11 protein-coding genes are annotated in these 17840 nt (G+C 45.4%); 5 read left to right on the forward strand and 6 right to left on the reverse strand.

The annotated features are described in order from the left end of the window. The first annotated feature begins 139 nt into the window (after nucleotides 1-139). Entirely contained in the window at nucleotides 140-514 is a 375-nt protein-coding gene (locus A3860_RS36465) for a SnoaL-like domain-containing protein (RefSeq protein WP_081155535.1), read from the forward strand. A 96-nt stretch (nucleotides 515-610) separates the two neighbouring features. Then, entirely contained in the window at nucleotides 611-1372 is a 762-nt protein-coding gene (locus tag A3860_RS36470; protein WP_081155536.1) for a helix-turn-helix domain-containing protein, read from the forward strand. Between the two features lie 43 nt (nucleotides 1373-1415). On the opposite strand, the gene A3860_RS36475 is transcribed toward A3860_RS36470, so the two are convergent. Beyond that, a complete protein-coding gene (locus A3860_RS36475; protein ID WP_245843703.1) occupies nucleotides 1416-3479 on the reverse strand; it encodes a family 43 glycosylhydrolase in 2064 nt (687 codons plus the stop codon). Between the two features lie 225 nt (nucleotides 3480-3704). Here A3860_RS36475 and A3860_RS36480 point away from each other — a divergent pair, with 225 nt between their 5' ends. The 3 genes from A3860_RS36480 (at nucleotide 3705) to A3860_RS36490 (ending at nucleotide 10601) form a co-directional block, all read left to right on the forward strand. Further along, nucleotides 3705-7802 carry a hybrid sensor histidine kinase/response regulator transcription factor gene (locus A3860_RS36480; RefSeq protein WP_081155537.1) on the forward strand — a complete coding sequence of 1366 codons (4098 nt, stop codon included), beginning with the start codon at nucleotides 3705-3707 and terminating at the stop codon, nucleotides 7800-7802. 440 nt (nucleotides 7803-8242) lie between these two features. After that, nucleotides 8243-9469: a glycoside hydrolase gene (locus A3860_RS36485; protein WP_081155538.1), complete on the forward strand. Its 1227-nt coding sequence runs from the start codon at nucleotides 8243-8245 to the stop codon at nucleotides 9467-9469. A gap of 127 nt (nucleotides 9470-9596) precedes the next feature. After that, on the forward strand, nucleotides 9597-10601 hold the full coding sequence (locus tag A3860_RS36490; RefSeq protein ID WP_081155539.1) for a non-reducing end alpha-L-arabinofuranosidase family hydrolase: 1005 nt from the start codon (nucleotides 9597-9599) through the stop codon (nucleotides 10599-10601). Nucleotides 10602-10714: 113 nt separating this feature from the next. Here the strand turns inward: A3860_RS36490 and A3860_RS36495 are convergent, their stop codons facing one another. The 5 genes from A3860_RS36495 to A3860_RS36515 form a co-directional block, all read right to left on the reverse strand. Then, nucleotides 10715-12634, reverse strand: a complete 1920-nt coding sequence (locus tag A3860_RS36495) for a kelch repeat-containing protein (protein WP_081155540.1) — start codon at nucleotides 12632-12634, stop codon at nucleotides 10715-10717. A gap of 389 nt (nucleotides 12635-13023) precedes the next feature. Continuing rightward, nucleotides 13024-13620, reverse strand: a complete 597-nt coding sequence (locus A3860_RS36500) for a DUF4142 domain-containing protein (RefSeq protein ID WP_081155541.1) — start codon at nucleotides 13618-13620, stop codon at nucleotides 13024-13026. A 127-nt stretch (nucleotides 13621-13747) separates the two neighbouring features. Beyond that, nucleotides 13748-14005, reverse strand: coding sequence for a peptidase associated/transthyretin-like domain-containing protein (locus A3860_RS36505; protein WP_081155542.1), 258 nt, complete (start codon nucleotides 14003-14005; stop codon nucleotides 13748-13750). Nucleotides 14006-14545: 540 nt separating this feature from the next. Then, the gene (locus tag A3860_RS36510) at nucleotides 14546-15079 is read right to left on the reverse strand and encodes an outer membrane beta-barrel protein (RefSeq protein WP_081155543.1); all 534 of its coding nucleotides are present in this window, start codon (nucleotides 15077-15079) and stop codon (nucleotides 14546-14548) included. A 437-nt stretch (nucleotides 15080-15516) separates the two neighbouring features. Continuing rightward, on the reverse strand, nucleotides 15517-17664 hold the full coding sequence (locus tag A3860_RS36515; protein WP_081155544.1) for a hypothetical protein: 2148 nt from the start codon (nucleotides 17662-17664) through the stop codon (nucleotides 15517-15519). Between the last annotated feature and the right edge of the window lie 176 nt (nucleotides 17665-17840).

The following is a 17840-nucleotide window of genomic DNA, read 5'->3' on the forward strand; positions in this document are numbered from 1 at the left end:
ACATCAATGACCGCTAATTAGCCAACTCCCACCCCTGTCCAATTCACCCCTTCATAAAGTCCATTTCACACCAGATGAAAGCAACAATCAGACAATAACTTTGCTGTGTTGATTTAATATAAACAGTAAAAATACAATCATGACAAAGGAACAAGTAATGACTACAGCCGAAATTGCGGCCCGCTTCAATGAACTGGCGCAACAGGAAAAATGGTTTGAGATACAGGATGAATTTTTTGCAGAAAATGTCGGAAGCATTGAACCCGCCAATTCGCCTTATATGAAAAATGCGGAAGGCAAAATACCCGTTCGCCAGAAGGGGGAGGAATTCGTAAAAAAGATCGAAGCTGTTCATCGCTCCTATACCTCGGAACCGGTGGTAAGTGGTAATCATTTTGCCGTAGGCAGGGAATTAGACATGACCGTTAAAGGCCATGGCCAGGTAAAATGGCACCAGATCATGCTCTATGAAGTGAAAGATGGCCAAATTGTACTGGAACAGTTCTTTTATTAACCGCCGTTGAACAAAAGTGCTATTCTTTCCATGAAATGAGCAAGTGGCTCACTCACCGCCCCGCTAATTTTGTTGCAACGATCTTAAGCGGGCCACATGATAAACAATGTATTATTAGTTGCAAATAACGAAAAGGAATTGAATGCCCTGTTGGAAAAACTTCGGCATACTTACAATATTTATATAGCCCGGAATGTGGAAGAGATGCGCGACATGATTGAATTTGGGTCCATTCAACTGATCATCTGCAACGAAGAAAAACCCACGATAAATGGTTGGGGGATCTGTAAAGCGCTCAAATCCTCCTTCCATTATGCCCACATTCCGGTTATTTTATTGACGGCGCGCAATAGTGTACGGGCAAAGATCAATATCCTTGAATCGGGCGTCGACGCCTTTGTTACAAAACCCATTGATCCTGACTTCCTGCACGCACAAATAAAAAACCTTATAGGAAACCGCACAAAAATTGTAGAACATTTCGAGCATACGCTTTCTGCGGCCACTGACCCTCTGGCTTTTCAGGAAGACAATGAGTTTGTGAAAAAACTGAATGATTGTATTATTGACAATATGCACAAAGGCGCCTTGAGTGTCGACTACCTTGCCCGGTCAATGCATATGAGCCGCCCTACCCTGTACCGGAAAATAAAAAACATTACCGACCGCACGCCTAACGAATTGATCGGACTGGCCAGATTAAAGCAGGCAGCCAACCTTTTATTATCGGCCAACTTCAAGGTTTTTGAAGTAGCGCAAAAAGTTGGCTTTAGCTCCCAAAGCACCTTTGGCAAGGCATTCCTGAAACAATTCAAGGTAACACCCACAGAATACCAGCGCATTCATAAGAAGTTGTAAGTTTTTAGTTCTCCTTCTTAACCGAACTTAAAACTTACAAACTTTACTGAAAGGAAATATTGTTAATGTATATCTCTCCCGGTTTTCCAGCGGGGAATTTCACGAAAACATCATGACGGCCTGAAACATTTTTTACCGCACTGCTGAATGGTGCCCAGGCACTGTCACTTCCTGTTGCTGATACGGGTATGGTGGCGATGAGCCGGCCATTCTTCAGGTCATCGAGCCAGATCTCAATTTTCCCGGCTGCATTGGCTGCCACCTCAATGGCTACCTGCGCCGGTACATGCTGACCATTCCCCAGCTCCACACCCGAGATCATAAACCAACCGCCATGCGTTGAATTGTTTGTTACGGCAGTTGCCAGCCTCCTGTGCACTTTTTCTACGCCAAAATAGTTGCTATAACCAATCGCAGGCAACGCAGAAAATCCATCCTTGCAAACGAACTCATCAAAGCTGGCATTTTTCCCTTCTGCAAACAATCCAATACTGGTACCTACCCAGGAATTATAACCGGGTTGTACCTTGTCTATTGGCACCGCACTGATGGGCGCGCCTAACGAAACCCAGTTTTTTCCATCTGCACTGCAATAACCCGTTAATTCATGTTCGCGTCGTTCCATTTTTAACCAAACGGTGTTGCCAAACTGGTTGGGAATGGTGCGTATTTGGGCCTGAGCGGCATCGAAGTTCGCGACAGGCATCGGGCGAAGTCGGGATGCCGCCACACCTGTATCTAATCGAAAAATGATCTTCTTCCCATTATCATACCCGCTGTATAAACGAATAGTCACCTGTTCATTTCCATTCGTGAGGTAAATACCGGCTTTGGCCATTGAATCGGTTGCATCTAATGCTACTTTCGTTACCGCAGTATAAAAGTGGTCCGTTTCTTTTTGAACAAGATGGGCCCGGCTGCTATCGGGCATCAACTGCAACCAGCCTTTCTTCGTTTTTAATGAATAGCGGCCTGCCGCTTTCTTACTCAGGAAATGCCAGCCTGCATGCAATGTATTGCTGCTGAAATAATCTGAATGTACACTGCGCCACAAAATGCCGGTATTGGGCAAATCGGGCCGTTGCAACGGGGTGCTTACCGGCGCCAAGCCCCAGGGCCGGTCGCCTTCCCAGATCACCTTATATAATGAAGTCTGCCGCCCCATGCCCGACCAGTCGTTATTGTCGTTGCGTTCATAGCTTTGACCGATCGTCCACCAGGACCCATCTGCCAGTTGAAAAGGCGCGCTGATGTGGTTCGGACTTCTGAATGCTGCGTGCGCGTCAGTTATTGGCTGAAAAAAATTGCCCAGCCTTTCCCATTTGGTTGAATCGCTGGTGAGCTCCCTTGTTCGCAGAACATATTGTCCACCCGCAACATCACCCGCGGGAAAATAAAAATAATAACCATTGCGCTTGCACATTACCGGGCCTTCGGCCCAACTGTATTGCAACCGGGCGTTTATCCAGTCGAGGTTGATCACCGTATCGGTTAGCTGCCCGTCACGGCCCAGGGCCTGTATGCGGTTTACTTTTTGTCCGTTCTTAATGAGCATGTACGGTTTTCCATCCTCATCAACAAAGATGGAATTATCGTACCCCAGTAACCCGGTAACCAGGTTACTCTTTACCGCCACCGGTTCACTCCAGGGCCCCGCCGGTGAAGGGGCTTTGCAGAACCATTGTCCGCTGGCAGAAAAATAGATCCAGTAGGAACCATAAAAATAAGTGATGGCGCCCTGCCAGATGCCGGCCGATGGCTTGTCCTGCACCCAGCCGGCTTTTGCCGGTGGCACAACCCGGCTTATCACTTCCCAATGCACCAGGTCCTTTGAATGATAGACAGGCAAATACGGCGTGAAATGAAAACTGGACCCGCAGTGATAAAAATCATCACCTGATTTTAACAGGGTTGGGTCTGGATGGTCACCAGGGAGTACGGGATTTACATAGGTTGCAACTTCATTATAATATATTGAACTATCAACCGCCGCGTTCTGCGCGAGCACGGTTGAAGTACTTATCAGTAATAAACTACCAAGGCTGATCCGCAAACTGGTTCTTTTCATTCCATAAAAATCCAGGTAATTGGACTTCTTTAATGGCACATTTCGCTAATTTACTGTTTCAAATGTTCAAAGAAGGCATACAATCCTATGCCTGAACCGTATGGCCCCCTGCAGCCATTACATTTTAAAAAGTCATTCGTACATTTATATGGTGAAAGGTCAAAGGTGAATGCCCGCCCGACTGAACGTCGTTCGGGCGGGGTGAATAATTCGCGACTGTTCAAATTCATAAACGACCTTTCGCCGCCGGAAACCCATTGACCATTGACCATTACGATTGCTTTTCATATGCTAACTAAAAGACATATACTGCTTTTTTTCCTGCCCATTTTGTACCTGACCGTTTCTGCCCAGCATACACCTGTAAATTTCACCTCCCTTTCTTCCAAAGACGGCCTCATGTCGAACGTGGTGAACGCCATATTAAAGGACAGCCGGGGATTGATGTGGTTCGCCACCGATGACGGATTGTACAAATTCGATGGAACAAATTTTACGGCTTACCGGAGTATGGCGGGCGATACAAACAGTTTACGGTCGAACAGCGTATTATCACTATTTGAAGATAAACAGGGAAATCTTTGGATCGGCACCGGCGGTGGCGGTATAAGCCTCTACAGGCACCGGAAAGATAATTTTACCAATTACCCCGATACCAACAATTATGGCGGCTTTGCCACCAATGGGGTCGTAAGAAGTATTTGCAGCGATTATACCGGAAAGATCTGGATCGCCCAATTCGATGGGCTCTATGTGTTTGATCCCGGCACCAGACAGGTACGGGAAATGAAGCTGGATGCTATCACCAACAAAAATGTTGTCAAAAGAACATTATTAAGTGTAATTGAAGACAGTCAGCGCCGCATATGGGTGGGAACGGATCAGGGGCTTTTCCTGTATAAAAGGGAAACAGATTCCTTTCAACCGTTCACTCACAACAATGCCGATGCGCTGAGCCTGAGCAGCAACTTTATAAAGTCGATCACCGAAGACGCGTTTGGCAATATCTGGGTGGGAACCGTAGATGGATTGAACCGCTTACTGCCCGGCACATCGGGTTTTGCGAGTTATAAAAATACCGGCCCCCATGCCATAGCACTCAGCAATAATGAGATCAATTGCGTAGCGGCCGACAAAGAGGGACAATTATGGATTGGCACCAATGCCGGCCTGAACAAATTTGACCCGCACACCGGTAACGTGGATGTATTTGTACCGGAACCCGATAATATTCACAGCCTCACCAGTAAAAATATCAAATGCGCCTATATTGATAAACAGGGCATCTACTGGTTTGGCACATTCCGCGGCGGCATCAATAAATACGACAAAAACGGTAACCTGTTCAATCTGAAGCTCAGCAATACTTTCCAGGAAAACAGCAACAAGGCTTCCATTGTAAGCGCCTTTGCCGAAGCCAGTAATGGCAATGCGTTTGTTGGAACCGATGAAGGCGAACTGTATGAATTCGACGGGAAAACAGAAACAATGCGGCGTGTTCAATTCGCGCGCAGCACGAATGGCCCCATCGCCATCATTTCCCTGTACCGCACCCGCAACAACCAGTTATACATCGGCTCCTATGGCCATGGGTTATTCATACTTAACCCGGCTACGGGCTCAGTGGAAAATTTACAAAAAGGCGCCGGCGCCACCGACCTCAACAGCAATGATATTTTCTGCATCAAAGAAGACAGCAAAGGCGCCATGTGGATGGGCACCAATGGCGATGGAGTGAACGTGCTGTTCAATAAAAATGTAATTGCCAAATTCACGCCCCACCCTGCTGCACCGAACGAAATACTGCTGCCGGTCAACGGTTATATTCGCGCCTTTGCAGAAGACCGCGATGGCGACATGTGGATAGGCTCGCATGGCGCGGGGCTGGCCCTGTACCATACAGCTACCCGCACCTTTACCGTATATGCCCCCAACAACAGTCACTTGCCCTGTGACAAAATAGAATCCCTTTTATATGACAGTCATGGGCAATTATGGATAGGCACATTTGGCGGCGGACTTAGTATGTACGATAAAGCCAGGAACCGGTTCACCAATTATACCGAGAAAGACGGCCTGCAGAATACGACCATTTACCAAATAGTGGAAGACGGGCAGGGACGCATCTGGCTTTCTACCAATACCGGCATCTGTAGTTTTGACCCCGCCACCAAAAGCTTCCGCAGCTTCAACAGCCAGCATGGGGTGCAAAACAACAACTTCGTACATGGGTCGGGGATACGCCTCACCAATGGCCAGGTATTTTTCGGCGGTTTGCAGGGATTCAATTATTTCGATCCCGCCAAACTAACCATCAATCACAATGTGCCCACGGTGCTGCTGACCGACCTGAAAATCTCCAACAAATCAATTATCGCCGGCAACGGATCGCCTATCAACGAACATATTTCAGTGGCACAGGAGATCAGGTTAGATTACAAACAAAACTTTGCCCTGAGCTTTGTGGCATTGAATTATACCAATCCCAAACAAAACTCGTATGCGTACAAACTGGAAGGGTTCGATAAGGATTGGAATTACACCGGAACAGTGAACACGGCTTCCTATACCAACCTTGACCCCGGCCATTATACCTTCCGGGTTAAAGCCAGCAACAACGACGGCATCTGGAGCACCCGTGAAACGCAGATAAAGATCTATGTGAAGCCGCCCTTCTGGGCTACCATTTATGCTTATCTGTTTTACTTTGTGGCCGCAGCCGGTTTGCTGTTGTACAGCCGGTACCGTGGTATTACAAGGTTAAGAAAAAAGTTTGCGTTGGAACAGGAAAGGCAGGAAACTCAACGCATGCAGGAACTCGACCGCCTGAAGATCAAATTCCTCACCAACCTCAGCCACGATTTCAGAACACCCATTTCATTGATCATGGGCCCGGTTGATCAGTTGATTGCCTCGGCACATAGCACCAACGAGCTCGACAAACTGCGCATGGTGCGGCGGAATGCCAGAAGGCTGCTTAACCTGGTGAACCAGTTGCTCGACTTCAGAAAGATGGAAGAACATGAGCTTCATTTGCAAACAGAGAAAGGAGAACTTATCTCCTTTATAAAAGATGTTACCGAATCATTCCGCGATCTTTCGGAAAGAAAACATATCCGGTTCAGTTTCACAAGCGATATTCCCAAACTGGAGACCCTGTTCGACCGGGATAAAATAGAACGCATTTTGTTCAACCTGTTGTCGAATGCATTTAAATTCACGCGGGCAGAAGGTTCCATCAGTATAACCATACAGGCCGCAAAAAACCAACCCGATCCCGGCAATCAATGGCTGGCAATTACTGTTACAGACACGGGCATTGGCATACCTAAAGAAGAACAGGAAAAAATATTCGAACGGTTCATCCAACACGATTCACCGGCGCATATCCTGAACCAGGGAACAGGTATTGGCCTGTCGATCACCAAAGAATTTGTAAAAATGCATGGCGGCGCCATCACCGTGCAAAGCGAACCCGATAAAGGAAGCAGCTTCATACTCCATATTCCGTTCGCGTTGTTACCCCACCAGGTAACAGTGCAACCAACAGCTGTACCCGAAATGCTGGAATTACCAGTAAAAGAACCTACAGACGCATCAGGCGCCCCTGCAGTTTTGCTGGTTGAGGACAATGAAGATTTCCGGTTCTACCTGAAAGATAATCTCCGCACTAATTATAAAGTACTGGAAGCTGAGAACGGAAAAGAAGGTTGGCAAAAAGCGCTGGCCAGTCATCCCCAGCTTATCGTAAGTGATATCAGTATGCCGGAGATGGATGGCATAACGCTGGTGAAAAAACTGAAGGCCGACAAACGCACCAGTCATATTCCCATTATACTGCTTACGGCCATGACAGATGAAGCACAACAGCTGCGGGGATTGGGGACCGGCGCCAATGATTATATTACCAAGCCTTTCAACTTCGAAGTGCTGAATGCCAAGATCAAAAGTTTGCTCGAATTAACGAGCACCATGCAAAGCACGTACACCAAACAAATAAAAGTAGTTGGCCCTGAGCTGGAGATTGAATCGGCCGATGAAAAGCTGTTACAGGAAATAGTCAGTTACCTCGAAACGAACATAACAAATCCGCAGTTATCAGTGGAAGCTTTAAGCAAACAGGTGGGCATGAGCAGAAGCACGCTGTATTCAAAATTGCTGCAACTCACCGGTGAATCGCCTGTAGAATATATTCGTTCATTCAGGTTGGAAAAAGCGGCCCTGTTAATGGAAAAAAGCAACATGACCATTGCTGAAATTGCGTACCAGGTTGGGTTTACCACACCGAATTATTTTGCGCGGGCATTCAAGAGTAAATTTAATATGCTTCCTTCGGAGTTTATTGCGAAAAAGAGGAAATAAGAGGCAGAAGTAAGAGGTAAGAAGTAGGAAGTAAGAAGATGCTTAATTTCAAAGCCTCGCTTCATGTTTTGTATTTCCTACCTCCTACCTCCTACCTCCTACTTCCTACTTCATTTTGAGACGAATAGACCAATTTTTGATAAAGCCAAACTTTCACAATCTCTGAAGTATCACTAACTTTAATCAGGAAACGAACCAGATCGATTGCCTGCCATATGAACAACAATCTACATGATGCACATCTTATAGCCATGCCATAATAAACTCCAGGCACCCGCGTCTGTTTTTCCTGACAAACATTCTGATACTGATCTGTTGCAGATACCCGCCCGGATGAATCCCCGCCAGAATGATTCTTTCGGGCTGGCGTTCGGACGGGTCTTCATCTGCACCCGGCATATTTTATAATAATTGCAAACGATTTAAAAAGCAAACTGTCTATGAAAAAAAACTTTATCTGTTTTTTAGCTATCGCGTTACTCGTCACTGCCTGTTCCAAAAAGGGCGACAAGGTAGTGTCGGGAGAAGAAAATCAATCGGGCCGCACGCCGGCCGCAGAAGCAACGGCCGTTATTGCTGCAGGCACCACCCAGCAAAACATCAGGGGTTTTGGCGGCGCCAACATTCGCGGATGGATTGCCGACCTTACCGCTGCTCAACGGACTACCGCATTTGACCCCGCCAATGGCATTGGGTTAAGCGTGCTGCGGGTACGTGTATCGCCCAACAGCAGCGATTTTGCCGCTGAAAAACCCACCATCGATGCGGCTAAATCTTATGGCGCCAGCGTGATCGCTACCGCCTGGACGGCCCCCGCTTCCATGAAAGATAACAACAGCCTGATAGCCGGCAAGCTCAATACAAGCTCCTATGCCGATTATGCAGCACACCTGAGCAACTTTTGTTCAACGGTAGGCGGCGTAACAGCTATCAGTCCGAGCAATGAACCGAATATCTCTGTGACCTATGAATCTATGAACCTCACCGCTTCGGAACTGGCCGCTTTTGTCGCAGCCCAGGGAAGCAATTGCGGCGCGCCCATTATGGCCCCCGAAACCTTCAACATGAATAAAACGTACATGGACACCTACCTGAGCAATACAACCGCCGCTTCAAAGACCTCCTTTATGTGCGGACATATCTACGGCGCAACGCCCTATGTATATTCAGTGGGCAAGGAAGTGTGGATGACCGAGCATATTTACAATACCAATGATGCCAATGGCTGGGCGGACGCCCTGGGTGTGGCCAAAGAAATACACGATTGTATGAATGCCGGGTATAACATGTATGTATGGTGGTACATCCGCCGCAGCTATGGACCCATGGATGAAAGCGGCAATATAACCAAACGCGGTTATGTAATGGCGCATTATGCCAGATGGGTGCGCCCGGGATACCTGAAAATTTCCTGTACCGCCAATCCGGCCACGGGTGTATATGTTACCGCATACAAAAGTGGATCAAAGATCGTGGTGGTTGCCATCAATCAAAATACAGCGATCACGTATCAGCCATTTACGGTCAGCGGCGCTACGGTTACCGGGTTTAACCGGTACAGAACAACCAGCACGGCCAATCTCACTTCAGACAGCTTTAGCATAACCGGCGGAAGCTTTGGGATCAACCTTCCAGCTCAAAGTGTAACTACGTTAATTTCATATTAGTGACAGTAAAATAAAAATTGCTGTTACAAGTTTCAGGTTGCAGGTTGCAGGGCAAAACGAAGCAAACGCCCTGTAACTTGTAACCTGTAACCAGAAACTGATCTTCTTAAAATCAAACCTTATTACTATGCCACGCATACAATACCTGGCAGCAACATGCCTGCTGCTATTCCTGTTCGTCAATTGTTCAAAAAAATCAAAAGAAGTTGCTTCCGGCAATCCTGCAAACGTAGCAGCGGCCGAAGAAGCAAACCCCACGCCTGCCTGGTATGCAGAAGCCAGGTGTTTTCTCGATGGGCCTTCCGGCGCCTTTGATGACCTGGCGGTAAAAGATCCTTCCATTATTTATTCAGGCGGAAAATATCATTTGTTCTACACTGCCCGCGATAAAGGCACCGGCGGTAGCTGGCGTATGGGCTATGCTTCGGCTACTACCATTGCCAATTTGAAAACGGCCGGCCGTACGCTGATGAGCGCCCTGAATGCAGGCTCTTACTTCTGCGCACCCCAGGTATTCTGGTTCCCGGTAAAAGGTAAATGGTTCCTTATTTATCAAAGCGGACTCGGCGCTTCATTTGCTACGTCTACTGATGTTGGTAACCCGGCATTATGGACAGCCAACCGGGCTATGGGTTTTACCGATGGCATCGATTTCTGGTGTATTTCAGATGGTACGTATGTGTATTGCTTTTATTCAGCCCAGGACGGTTCACACACCATAAAACGCCGCCGTACAACCGTAGCCAATTTCCCGTACAGTTGGGAATCGCCCACGGTAGTAGCCACCAACACTTTTGAAGCCCCGCATGTGTACCGGAATATCGCCGATGGAAAATATTATATGATCGTGGAAGACCTCGGCCGCTACCAGGAATTGTGGACAGCTACCAGCCTGGGCGGTACCTGGACACAAGTCTCCGAAAAATGGGCATCGCGGGACAGAATGACGTTCCTCTCTGAAGTATGGACCGATCAGGTATCGCATGTGGAAGCCATAAGATCAGGCACCAATGAGCGGATGGAGATCAATAATATTGATCATTGTGAACTATTAATACAAGGTGTATTGAATGGCAATTATGGGGATTATTCAAATATTCCTTATGATTTGGGTGTAATTCGAAATTATTGAATCTGAAGTAAGAAGTATGAAGTAAGAAGAACCCGAAATTCGCAACATCTGAAATTCCGCGAACTTCGTACTTCCTACTTCTTACCTCCTACCTCAGGCTTCCGGCCTCTTACCTATTCTTTTATAACATTAATAGCTTTCCCATTATTCAATCGCAAAGTAAACAGGCCTTTAGCATACTGTTGCAAATTGATGTACTGCACGCTGCTGGTGATTGTGATTGATGCAATAAGTTGTCCGGTAGCAGTATATAACCGGGCAGTGGTATTGAGCAAACTGTTGTCATTCAATTTTACATAAACACCCGTTGTGGCTGGGTTAGGATACACCGTTACCTTACCATCCGGGTCTGAATTAAGGGTTATAACCGGCGAATAAGAGGTGTGGCCGTCTTTATCGATGACCTGTATGCGGTAATAGAAACTATTATTAGCCGCATCGTGATCAGTAAATGAATAGCGGTTATTTCCAGAACCTACGGCAGTAACAGTGCCCATTACACTATAATTAATACCTTTTGCACTTCTTTCTATATTGAACCTATCGGTATTATCTTCACCGGTTGTTGTAAAAACCAGCACGTTATCACTGTTGCGATGATTGCCCTGTAAGGTAATCAGCCGCACAGGCAATACGGTCAATGAATTGAATTTCCACAGGTCATTGAAATTATTGCCATTGTTGTCGTATCCGGCAAAACTCCACAAGTTTCCGGAGGCATCTATCCAGCTTGCAGCATTAAATCTTCCGCCAGGTTTGTTAGTGGCAGCTGCGGTTCCTTTTGTGCCATAAGTACCGTTGCTGTTACGGGTATTATCGCCGCTCACCCATGTCCATTGACCAGCAGACGGGTCATACTTCCACAAGTCGTTCAAAACGCCCGTTCCACCCGATGCCGGATAGCCCAATCCTGCAAACACCCAGAAATTACCGCTGGCATCAAGTACCATATTAAGACCATATCTTCCGCCCGGTTTGTTACCGGTGGCGGCAGTGCCCTGCGTTCCATAGCTGCCATTATTATTGCGGGTGTTATCGCCGCTGACCCAGGTCCATTGACCGGTGGTTGGGTTGTATTTCCATAAGTCGTTCAATACGCCATTATTTCCCGAACCATCATAACCGTTACCGCCAAAGATCCAGAAATTACCGGAGGCATCTACTACTCCCGATAGCCCGTAACGGCCACCCGGTTCATTGGTGGCAGCTGCAGTTCCTTTGGTACCATAAGTACCGCTGCTGTTACGGGTATTATCGCCGCTTACCCATGTCCATTGGCCGGTGGTTGGGTTATATTTCCATAAGTCGTTCAAACTCCCATTATTTCCCGAACCATCATAGCCGCTACCGCCAATGATCCAGAAATTACCAGAAGCATCGGCCCAGCCTGCGAGCCTGTATCTTCCACCTGGTTTGTTTGCTGCAGCGGCAGTTCCTTTAGTGCCATAGGTTCCGCCGTTATTGCGGGTATTATCGCCGCTCATCCAGGTCCATTGCCCGGTACCGGTATTGTACTTCCAGAGATCGTTCAAATATCCCGTATTACCAGCACCGTCAGTACCATAACCGCCAAAGATCCAGAAGTTTCCGCTGGCATCAACCCAGGCGGCCTGATTACGCCTGGCGCCCGGTTTATTGGTGGCAGCTGCAGTTCCTTTGGTGCCGTAAACGCCTGACTGGTTGATAGTATTATCACCGCTCACCCAGGTCCATTGCCCGGTACTGGTATTGTATTTCCAGAGATCATTATAATTATCACTGTTAATATCCCAGCCGCCAAAAATCCAGAAATTGCCGGAAGCATCCTTCCAGCCGCTTTCACTATCGCGATCACCAGGTTTATTGGTAGCCGCGGCTGTGCCTTTGGTGCCGTATACACCCGACTGGTTAGCAGTATTGTCACCGCTTACCCAGGTCCATTGACTGGTTTGTGCATGGCTGGCAATAAATGACAGGAATAATAAAAGAAATGAAATAGTTCTGTAAACAGAACGTTTAGAGAACTTGTAGTTCGTGGGTACAGGGAGTTTCATAAGGGTACAGGTAATTGTTCATGGTACCATATTCAACAAAAACGCCAACTAAATAAGAATACCTATTAAAATGCAGGTGTTTTGCTGCTGACAGATTAATAATTTCCCCCTATTTTAATGGATCTAAATGCCTTACTATTTAAGTTTTTACTAAATATCAGCACGCATTAAAAAATAATACTCAGTGGAAGGAGATTAAAAAAACGCGGATTTATTCCCAAAAAGCGAACAAAAATTCCATTTTTTGGAAACAGGGCAAGAACATCAATCGCTTTCCGGCCCTGTTTATATAACGGACTTCAGCACGAAGCTTGCTTACAGGTTATTGGCCGGCTTCATCTCCCCTTACAATTATGCCTAACCGTATTGCCGCCAATGCTCATACAGGGTTACCTGAGCGCTTTCTTAATAGCTTTTGCAGAATCAAGATGCATTTGCAAAGTGGGAAGCATTTTATTTACAAAAGCCGCCACGTCAGCATTCTTATTGTCTTTATTTCTGTTAAAATCCCTGACGGTCTCTTCGTGCCCGTCTTCCATTATATCCATACAGGCTTTATCAAAGCGCCTACCGCTTTTTTTACTTAAGGCATTTATTTTATTTTGATGATCAGTGCCTACAGAAGTGGGCAGTGTTACATTTTTATTAGCAGCCAGGGTCCTGAGTTCATTGTCTGCACTCGTATGATCGCGCACCATCATATCGCCAAAATTTTTGACCCTTTGACTGGAAGCCTTGTCTTTTGCCATTTGTCCTAACTTTACTTCAGTCATGTTTACATCGGCAACATCTACGAGGAACCTTGCAGTTTCATCGTTCACTCCCATAGTAATCCCCGCTGTTGTTGTTGTATCCCTGTATTTTGTAGTATCTGTTTTTGCTTCATTGGCAGAATCAGCTATTGCAACACTACTTTTATTCTGGTTGCTGGTACAGGCTAAAACAAACAGGAACAGCAGACAGGTTGTAACATTATTCTTTTTCATGGTCAAGCAGTTTTATGAAAAATTATTAAAACATAAACTAATGTTTCATACCATCATCAGGCAGCATACAAATAAAAAGAGACTGATAATTTAAGTTGTTACCACAATTACGTCATGCTACCAGTGCTCAAAAGATGATGCTTATTACGCTTTCCCTGTTAAGATGGACCTCAATTGTTTTGGATTGATCACCGTGGCGAATAAGCAAATTATATGTTCCGGGTATTTTTATCTCCGGCAAATAAAACACCCCATGTTCATCGGATTGAGATGCGATATCCGGATGTTCATATGATCCTCCTGTAATCACAACTATTGCTCCTTCTAAAGGCCCGCCAGAGGAAGAACTATGAACTACTCCTTTCACGCTTTTTGTTTCAGTCATATATAATTATTTTCAGTGATTAAATACAGTTAAAGAAATCTCCCTTTTTGTCCCGGGAACGATATCGTTAGGATATCATACTGTTATTTTGCTATTCAACTGAGCGCTCCAACCGGGTCCGGTTTAATTGACGATGATAGTAGCCTTCATCATTGAATGATATACACAGCGATATGGGAAAGTACCTTGTGTATCAAATTTTTTCGAAAAGCAATGACAGTAAATATTGCTTTTTCATATACGACCCTTTAATTATATAACGAATAATAAAATCTATTGGTTCTCTATAAAGAGGAATTGAATAGGTTAAATCTGAAGGCATTCTTACTTAAGAATAGGATCTGGCCTCATCTGCCCAGTCATTTTCCGTCGTCAGATAATAGACTAGTAATCATGTAGATAGAATTAAATCCTAAGCCAGGTCAGGCGTATGATTAAGCAACAGCCAATAAAGTCCCAACTCGGTAGCTGATAGAATAACCTCTTTCCTGTTGCAACTGGTGTATTATGGAAGTTTATAGCCCTGGCTTCCAATACTTTTTAGTTTAAACTTATGGCAACTTTAAATACGCCATTGATACCGGGTTGTTCAAGAACAGTTGAATATAAGTTTCCATCTGCTGATCTGATCCCGGGATCCCAATAAGTATGGTTAAACAAATTCCTGATATTCAGGCTTGCTGCTACCCGGTTATCAAAAAGTTTATTTGTATTAATAACAAGGTTCGTTATAAAATATCCTTTTACTTTCCCAACCGGATTGGTGGTGGAAACCGAGCGGGGCCCCATCCAGTTTGAGATCAAATTGAATGAAAGCAGATTGGGTACATGAAACGTGAGGCCCAGGTTGCCTTTTATTGCCGCAAAATTGGGTATTTCCGTTTTTTTACTTCCGTTGTTCTGTTTTCCCTTTTGATAGGTGAAATTTAAAAATGCAGAGAAGGCGCCCGAGGGTTGCACATCAAGGCTCGCCTCACAACCATGAATAGGTTGGGCTGTTATCACAATCATAGTAGCGGGGGCTTCACTTATTTTCTGTACAAACCGGGAAGCGGTAACTACTTCAAAATTCATTAAGTTTTCTAAAGAAAGCTCCACGAGCTTGGACCTTTTGACAAAGAATCATTCTGCGCCCTTAATGCATAAGAGATCAAAGTGAGTATGACTATAGTGAGGGTCCTGGTAAAGGCATTAGCAATCATTGAACAGAGTTTTGGTTTCTGTTAAATAGAATTGGACTGCTAATCAGAGGCGATTTTTAAAGAAGATCAACTGAATATACTACCGTATACCCGGGTGCGATAACTTTTATTGCTATTAAGTTAGAGTTTTTTTGACCGGGAATAAGCTTTATCAGGCTTATACTTGATAATCATTCAAAAAAAAGGTGTTTTTCACGTTTTTTATTTACTTTTTTCGAATTGAGCTCACCCGCTTTCCATAAATCAAAAGTAAAAAGCCCTCCCGGCAAGCCGGAAGGGCTATACAACAAATAACACAAAGCTCACCTATTACGAAAGCACGGCAAAGCCAACTGCCTTCGGGCCATATTGCGGGAATACCGTACTGCTGTTGAGAATTACCCTTGTGGTAGCCAACAAACTTACTGTATATCCACACGGATCGAGTGGCGAAGTATTTAATGTCCAGGGACTATTGGCATCGCCAATATCACTTAAGGAGCTATAACTCCTTCCCGCAGGTACGGGACCGGTTCCATGCGAATGCGATGAAGGCTCCAGCACTAAACTCCAGGAAGCGAAGTAAGGATGTGTAGCCCTTATATGGCCACTGATGGTTGGATTGGCCTCGTCGTAACTATGGCAATCACCGCCATCGATCACATCATCGATATCAAACGTTGTATCTACTGATGTATTGGCTGTTGGGCTCACCGTCATCGGCTTGTTGTTAATGATCATGGAAAATTCATCTCCCGTTTGTTCAAAACCAAATTCGTCGGTATAAATAAACTTTATTGTATAAGTGCCATCGGTAAGGCCACCAGTGCTCCACCATACGAGGTGATTGGTTTCATTGTACAATCCGATGGCCGTATTCTGTTTATACTCAAACCATCCGTCCGGAGCATTTTGGGTATCTGTGAATTCAGAGAAAGTTCCAAAGTTGAACATTTGGAACGATTCATTAGTTGATACGGTTGCATAATCTGTATCCGGTGCGCCGAACTTTTTGTACAGGATCCTGTATTTGATAGTGCCGTTGAATCCGTTCCGGTCAATAATACCCTGGAAATTCACCAAACCACCCCAGGGCCGGTTATTATTAATATCAGGCGCAAAGGCATTGTAATTGTACAAATAATTGAATGGGTCAATATCTTCCCTGTCGACCCCACCCACAAAATTGAGTTTTCCCTTTACACCGGAAGTGGTACCAGGGCGTATTTGCACAACAGCATCTACACGGTTACCCCAAAAATCAAGATGATTGGGATCGGTGGTGGAAGGCAATGATTCCCACGACAACACTGCACGAACCCTGATCATATTGGGGTTGGCACATTTTCTAAGGCGTTTGCTTGTATCAACAGGCAGCGCCACATTGTAGTATAATCCGTCTAAGGGGATGTTTGAAATATCATGCACTTCAACACTCACTGTGCCCAGGTATTCATCATAGGTTCCGTTGTTGTCCCAGTCGGCCCAGAAAGCCACATGTTCCATGGAGCCTTTCTGACAAAGGTTTCCGTTAAACCCGCTCGACTTCTTCACATGGATCACCGCGCCCAGCGTATCAGTGGCTGTATTCAACCCAATGCACTTCAGCTCTTCGAATGTTACGTCGGCATTATTATTCTGATCTAAAAACAGGCCGACAATATTTTCAAGATCTACATTGAGTTTTGAAACCTGGTTAACATTGAAGGGAGATGCCTTGATGAAACTGGCTTTATTGTTCACCAGCGGGGCAACGGTACTGTAAAATGTACGGTGATCGGGAACGCCGCTTGATTTGTATAATTTATAAATGTCCTCAACAGGAGGCGGAGGCGGGATAGGTAATTTGATCTCGTCCTTTTGAGGTAAAATCCCCAAAATTTCGGGATTGGGTTTTATTTTCAGGATGTCGAAAATGTCTTTCCACCAGATAATCGATCTTCTTTGAAGCTGAACCGATACATCTTTTACATTACCATAAAACGGCGTATAGCTGGGGTTAGATGGTGGTATTACATTCCACGACAATATGCCTCTTACAGTGGGAATAACGGCGTTGTTGCAGCTGAGTAATTTCCTGTATTTTTCATCATTGATATACACATAGCTCATGTACATGATGGGATGTTGGGGCCCGGGCGGAACATCCGAAATATCACAGGCTTTAAAGCTGCTGTAACCCATATCCTGAAAGCCTGAGCCATCTTTAAAATCAACAAAGAATCGAACATACTCTTTTGAGGCGGGCGTGCACAATCCCCCGCTGTACCCGGAAGATTGTTTGATACTAACCATACCCTCCAATCGCTTTTCTTTGGGGTTATAACCCAGGCAGGTTAATTCTTCCCAAAACGTAATACTTTGTGTAGCAATAGGGTTACTGATCTGTTTGAACAGGAATTTTTTTCTGGCCAACTCCCTGTCGACAAGCGGCTCATGAACCAATGCAGTTTCAACCGCAGGCTGAACTTGTTCCATAAAAGTGTTTTAGAGTGAATAAATGAAGATCCAATGGGCGGTTTCTTCCCATGAAAAATCCGTGCATAGATTAATCCGATACAGCCTTAGCATTACAATAATGTGGTACTAACTGAGTTCCTCAGTTACCTGGGAATCATCTCTGTTTTTTCCGTGGACGATGGTGGGCCGGGTTA

Origin of the sequence: Niastella vici, assembly GCF_002077945.1 — a bacterium.
GTDB classification, from domain to species: domain Bacteria; phylum Bacteroidota; class Bacteroidia; order Chitinophagales; family Chitinophagaceae; genus Niastella; species Niastella vici.